This is a genomic window from Halapricum sp. CBA1109 (assembly GCF_009741825.1).
Taxonomy (GTDB): Archaea; Halobacteriota; Halobacteria; order Halobacteriales; family Haloarculaceae; genus Halapricum.
On the sequence record NZ_WPCA01000194.1, the window covers coordinates 1 to 4,172 of the forward strand.

Annotated in this window: 3 protein-coding genes and 2 pseudogenes; 1 reads left to right on the forward strand and 4 read right to left on the reverse strand. The window is 70.4% G+C overall.

Translation table 11 applies throughout. The features are described from left to right. From GJ629_RS14815 to thiE, 3 genes and pseudogenes are all read right to left on the reverse strand, one after another. Window positions 1-1,013, reverse strand: a 1,013-nt coding sequence (locus GJ629_RS14815; RefSeq protein ID WP_157513712.1) for a hypothetical protein, incomplete at its 3' end; no start/stop codon positions are given. A gap of 63 nt (window positions 1,014-1,076) precedes the next feature. After that, window positions 1,077-1,918, reverse strand: a pseudogene (locus GJ629_RS14820) (RAD55 family ATPase). Window positions 1,919-1,943: 25 nt separating this feature from the next. Next, window positions 1,944-2,589: pseudogene (gene thiE, locus GJ629_RS14825) on the reverse strand (thiamine phosphate synthase). Window positions 2,590-2,715: 126 nt separating this feature from the next. Here thiE and GJ629_RS14830 point away from each other — a divergent pair. Beyond that, a complete protein-coding gene (locus GJ629_RS14830; RefSeq protein ID WP_157513713.1) occupies window positions 2,716-3,633 on the forward strand; it encodes a calcium/sodium antiporter in 918 nt (305 codons plus the stop codon). A gap of 7 nt (window positions 3,634-3,640) precedes the next feature. Here the strand turns inward: GJ629_RS14830 and GJ629_RS14835 are convergent. After that, window positions 3,641-4,172, reverse strand: a 532-nt coding sequence (locus GJ629_RS14835) for a methyl-accepting chemotaxis protein (RefSeq protein WP_231754657.1), incomplete at its 5' end; no start/stop codon positions are given.

Consider the following 4,172-nt stretch of genomic DNA (forward strand, 5'->3'; position numbering starts at 1 on the left):
TCGGTGTCGATGTCGTCGAGTTCGTCGCCGGGGTCGGAATCGACGCCGGACTCGAGACCGGCGGCGGTCGACAGCGTCGCGCTCCCGAGACCGAAGCGGCGTTTTGGCGGTTCGACGCCGTCGAGCGTCGCCTCGCAGTGGGGACAGGACGGTTCGGTCAGCAGACCGATCCGGACGCCCTCGCCGCAGTTCGCACAGGCCGCGCGGCCGACGTCGGCGGCGGCGGCCTCCTGTTTGATCCGGTCGAGGGTGTCCCTGCCGGTGGTCCCGCCCGAGACGGCGTCCCGGAGGTCCCGGACGACGTAGGCGACGGTCGTCAGTTTCTCTTCGGCGTCGCTCAGGTCGGACTCGATGGCGTCGATGCGGTCGGCGTCGACGTCTTCGAGGTCGCTCCGGAGGGCGTCGAGCCGTGACTCGACGGCGTCCAGTTCCGAGTCGAGGTCCGCGACCCGGTCGCCGAGGTCGGCGTGCTGGTCGGCCCGGCGCTGCAGGCGGTCGAGGTCGGCCTCGATGGCCTCGATGCGCTCGAACTCGTCGTGGCCGTGGCCGGCCGGGGCCTTGCTGTCGGCGTCGCGTTTCACGCGGATGATCTTCTCGCGGACGTCGTCGAGGTCCTCGCGGTACTGGGCCTCTAACTCGTCGATCCGGGCCGCGAGGTCCGCGTCGGGGCCGCCGTCGAGGTCCTCCCGGACCGCCTCGGTAATCTCGGCCGTCAGTTCCTCGCGGAGGTCCTCGGCCACCCGGTCGGCGACGGCGTCGGTGAGGTCCGGGAGGCGGTCGGTGAGAACGTCCCTGACGATGGGTTCGACGTCGTCGGGCGTGAGGAGGGCGTCGTCACCCTCGACGGTCCCGATGTCGTCGCCGAGGTCCTCGGCGGCGCGGTAACTAGAGAGCAACTGGAGGAGAACGGTCTCGCGGTCGGTATCGAGGTCGCGGGCCTGCTCGTCGAGCCACTGCTCGAGTTCGGGGGGCAGCGACACCGTCACGCTCGGACCTCGCGACTCGCTCGCCATTGAGGTAGCGTTACCGGGAAACGCAGTTAAGGGTTTGCCACCGATTTCGCGTCCTGATTCCGGCTACCGGATCTTGCGCACGTCGCTGATGTCGAAGCCGGCGTCGGTGAACTCCGTCTCGAAGCGGACGATGTTCTCGTCCTCCAGTTGGCTCAACACGCCCCGGAACTGCTTGACGACCATCGTCCGGGCGCGGGTCGACCCGCCGCTCTCCCACTCGAACTGGAGCGTCCCGGTCGCGGCGTCGACCAACTGGCCGTGCTGGGTGTCGGTGATCGTCTGGAAGTTGACGTGGGCGACGATCAGACAGTCCCACGCCGAGGCGGCCTTCGTCAGCCCCTGGATCAGGTAGGCGATGTCGGCCCACTCCAGTTCGGCCCGTTCGCCGATGGCTCCGACCAAGTCCGACAGCGAGTCGATGACGACGAGGTTGCCCGCGGCGTTCTCGTTGAGGATGTCCCCCAGCACGCTCATCAGGTCGTCGCGCTCGTTGCGGGTCCGCATCTCCTTGATCGAGGGTGCGCGCTCGGCGTACCAACTCCGGGGGACCGGGCTGACGTGGAAATAGGACGTCGAGAGGTCGTGGTACTCCACGGCCGGGAGCGCACCCCCGAGCACCTCCTCGTCGAAGGCCTGGGCGGCCTCGTCGCGGAACTGCTGTTCGCCGGCAGTAAAGGAGATGTAGTGGACCTCCTCGGGGAGGGCGGCGTTGGCCGGGAGGTCACCGTAGTAGAGGTCGAAAAGCTCCGGGTCGTGTTTCGCCAACCCGGTCACGATGGGGCTGGTCTGGCAGAACTCCCGGGCGCCGGCCCCGGCCTCGCCCGACGCCAGCACGACGCTCCCCGGCGGCGCGCCGCGTCGATGGTCGTGTCCAACTGGCGGATCCCGAAGGGGATGCGAACCATACCCCTCCGTTGCCGGGCGAGTCGCTTACGCGTTTCGGCGCTCCCGGCCCGCCTCGACGGCCGCCCGCAGGTCCCGTGTCGCCGCGGCGGGGTCCGTCGCGTCCGTGATGGCCGTGATGACAGCCACGCCGTCGGCCCCCGCGGCAGCCACGTCGTCGGCGTTGTCGGCCGTGATGCCGCCGATACCGACGATGGGGATGTCGACCGCGTCGGCGATGGCCTCGACGCGGTCGAGACCGATGGCGTACTCCTCGTCGTCGATGTCGTCTTTCGACCCGGTGGCGTAGACCGCCCGACGCGAGGTAGTCCGCGCCCGTCCGTTCGGCCTCGACGGCGTCCTCAACGAGACTCACCGACCGGCCGACGATGGCGTCCTCACCGAGGACCTCTCGCGCGGCCGCGACCGGCAGGTCGTCGTCGCCGAGGTGGACGCCGTCGGCGTCGATTGCCGCCGCGACGCCGACCCGGTCGTTGACCACGAGCGGGATACCGGCCTCGCGGGTCGCCTCCCTGAGTTTCAGGCCAAGATTGTAGCGCTCGCGAGCGGTCGCGTCTTTCTCCCGCAACTGGACGATGTCGACGCCGCCCTCGATGGCCGCGTCGACGATGGCTTCGGTCGAGCGGCCCGCGGAGAGGCTCTCCTGTGTGACGAGGTAGGTGGTGTACTCCATAGCGTCGGCTCGGCCCGCGAGCGGCCTGTGATTTACGGTCGGGCGCGGGCGGTCTGCCGGTCCAGTTCGTGGTCCCGGCGCCGGTCAGTCTCGGGACTTTTTCCCGGCGGCGGTCCGAGGACCGGTATGCTCGTCAGCGCCGGGATGGTCGTCGTCGCCATCGGTGGGTTGTGGATGGGAGCCCGGTGGCTCGTCAGCGGCGGGTCCGCGGTCGGGACACACCTCGGGGCGAGTCCGCTGGTCATCGGACTGACCGTCGTGGCCTTCGGCACGTCGATGCCGGAGTTCGCGGTGACCATCGAGGCGTCGCTGCTCGGCCGTGGCGACATCGCCGTCGGGAACGTCGTCGGATCGAACATCTTCAACCTCGGGTTCGTACTGGGGACGACGGCGCTGTTGGGGACCTTAGACCGGACGCGGCGACTCGTCCGCCGCGACGGGGCCGCCCTCGTCGTCGCCTCGGCGGGGCTGGTCGTGATGCTCGCAGACGGCGGCCTCGCCCGTGTCGAGGCCGGGCTGTTGGCGCTCGGGCTGGTCGGCTACCTCGGTCTCGTCCTCAGAAGCGGCGGCGCGACCCGCGGCGACAGACCGGCACCGACGACCACGCCCGCACGTGACACCGCTCGGCTGGTGGTCGGACTGGTCGCCGTCGTCGTCAGCGCGCGGCTGCTCGTCGCCGGGGCTTCGACCATCGCCGCGGCGGCCGGCGTCTCCGAGTGGGTCATCGGGGTCACCGTCGTCGCCGCGGGGACATCGACCCCCGAACTGGTCACGGCCGTCGTCGCCGCGCGGTCGGACCGACCGGGGATGTCCGTCGGGGGCCTGCTCGGCAGCGATCTGTTCAACATTCTCGGCGTCCTCGGCGTGGCGGGGCTGGTACGGCCGCTGACGGTCGGCCCCGCGGCGTCGACGAGTCTGGTGTGGATGCTGGCGACCGTCGTGGTCGTCGTCGGCCTCCTCTGGACCGGCCGGCAGTTGACCCGCGCCGAGGGCGCGTTGCTGGTCGGCGTCTCCGCGGTCCGCTGGGCCGTGAACGTCGTGTGAGCGTCGTTCAGTCGTCGGTCGCGGCCACGGACTGTCTCCCGGCCGAGCGGCCGTCTCCGGCGACCGAAAACGTCGACAGCTCCTGTCGGAGCGACCCCGCGCTGTCGGCGAACTGCTGGACGTCGTCGGTCATCTCGGCGACCATCGACTGCTGGCGGTCGGCGGTGTCGGCCACGTCGCCCGTCCGATCGGCCGTCCGCTCGGCGATGTCGGTCACCTCGTCGATGATGGAGACGACCTCCTGTGCCGAGGCGGCCTGCTGGTCGGCCGCCCGGTCTAGCTCCTGGATGCCTTGGTTGACCTCGACCGTCGACTCGACCACGTCGTCCATCGACTCTATTGCGGCCGCGATGGTGTCGCTTCCGTCGTCGACGCGGGCGCGCATCGTCGTTATCTCCTCGCGCGTGGCGGCGACCTGCTCGTCGATGGAGCCGATCAGCGACTCGACGTCGCCGGTGGCCTCGCGGGTCTGCTCGGCCAGTTGCTTGACCTCGTCGGCGACGACGGCGAAGCCCTCGCCGGCCTCGCCGGCCCGCGCG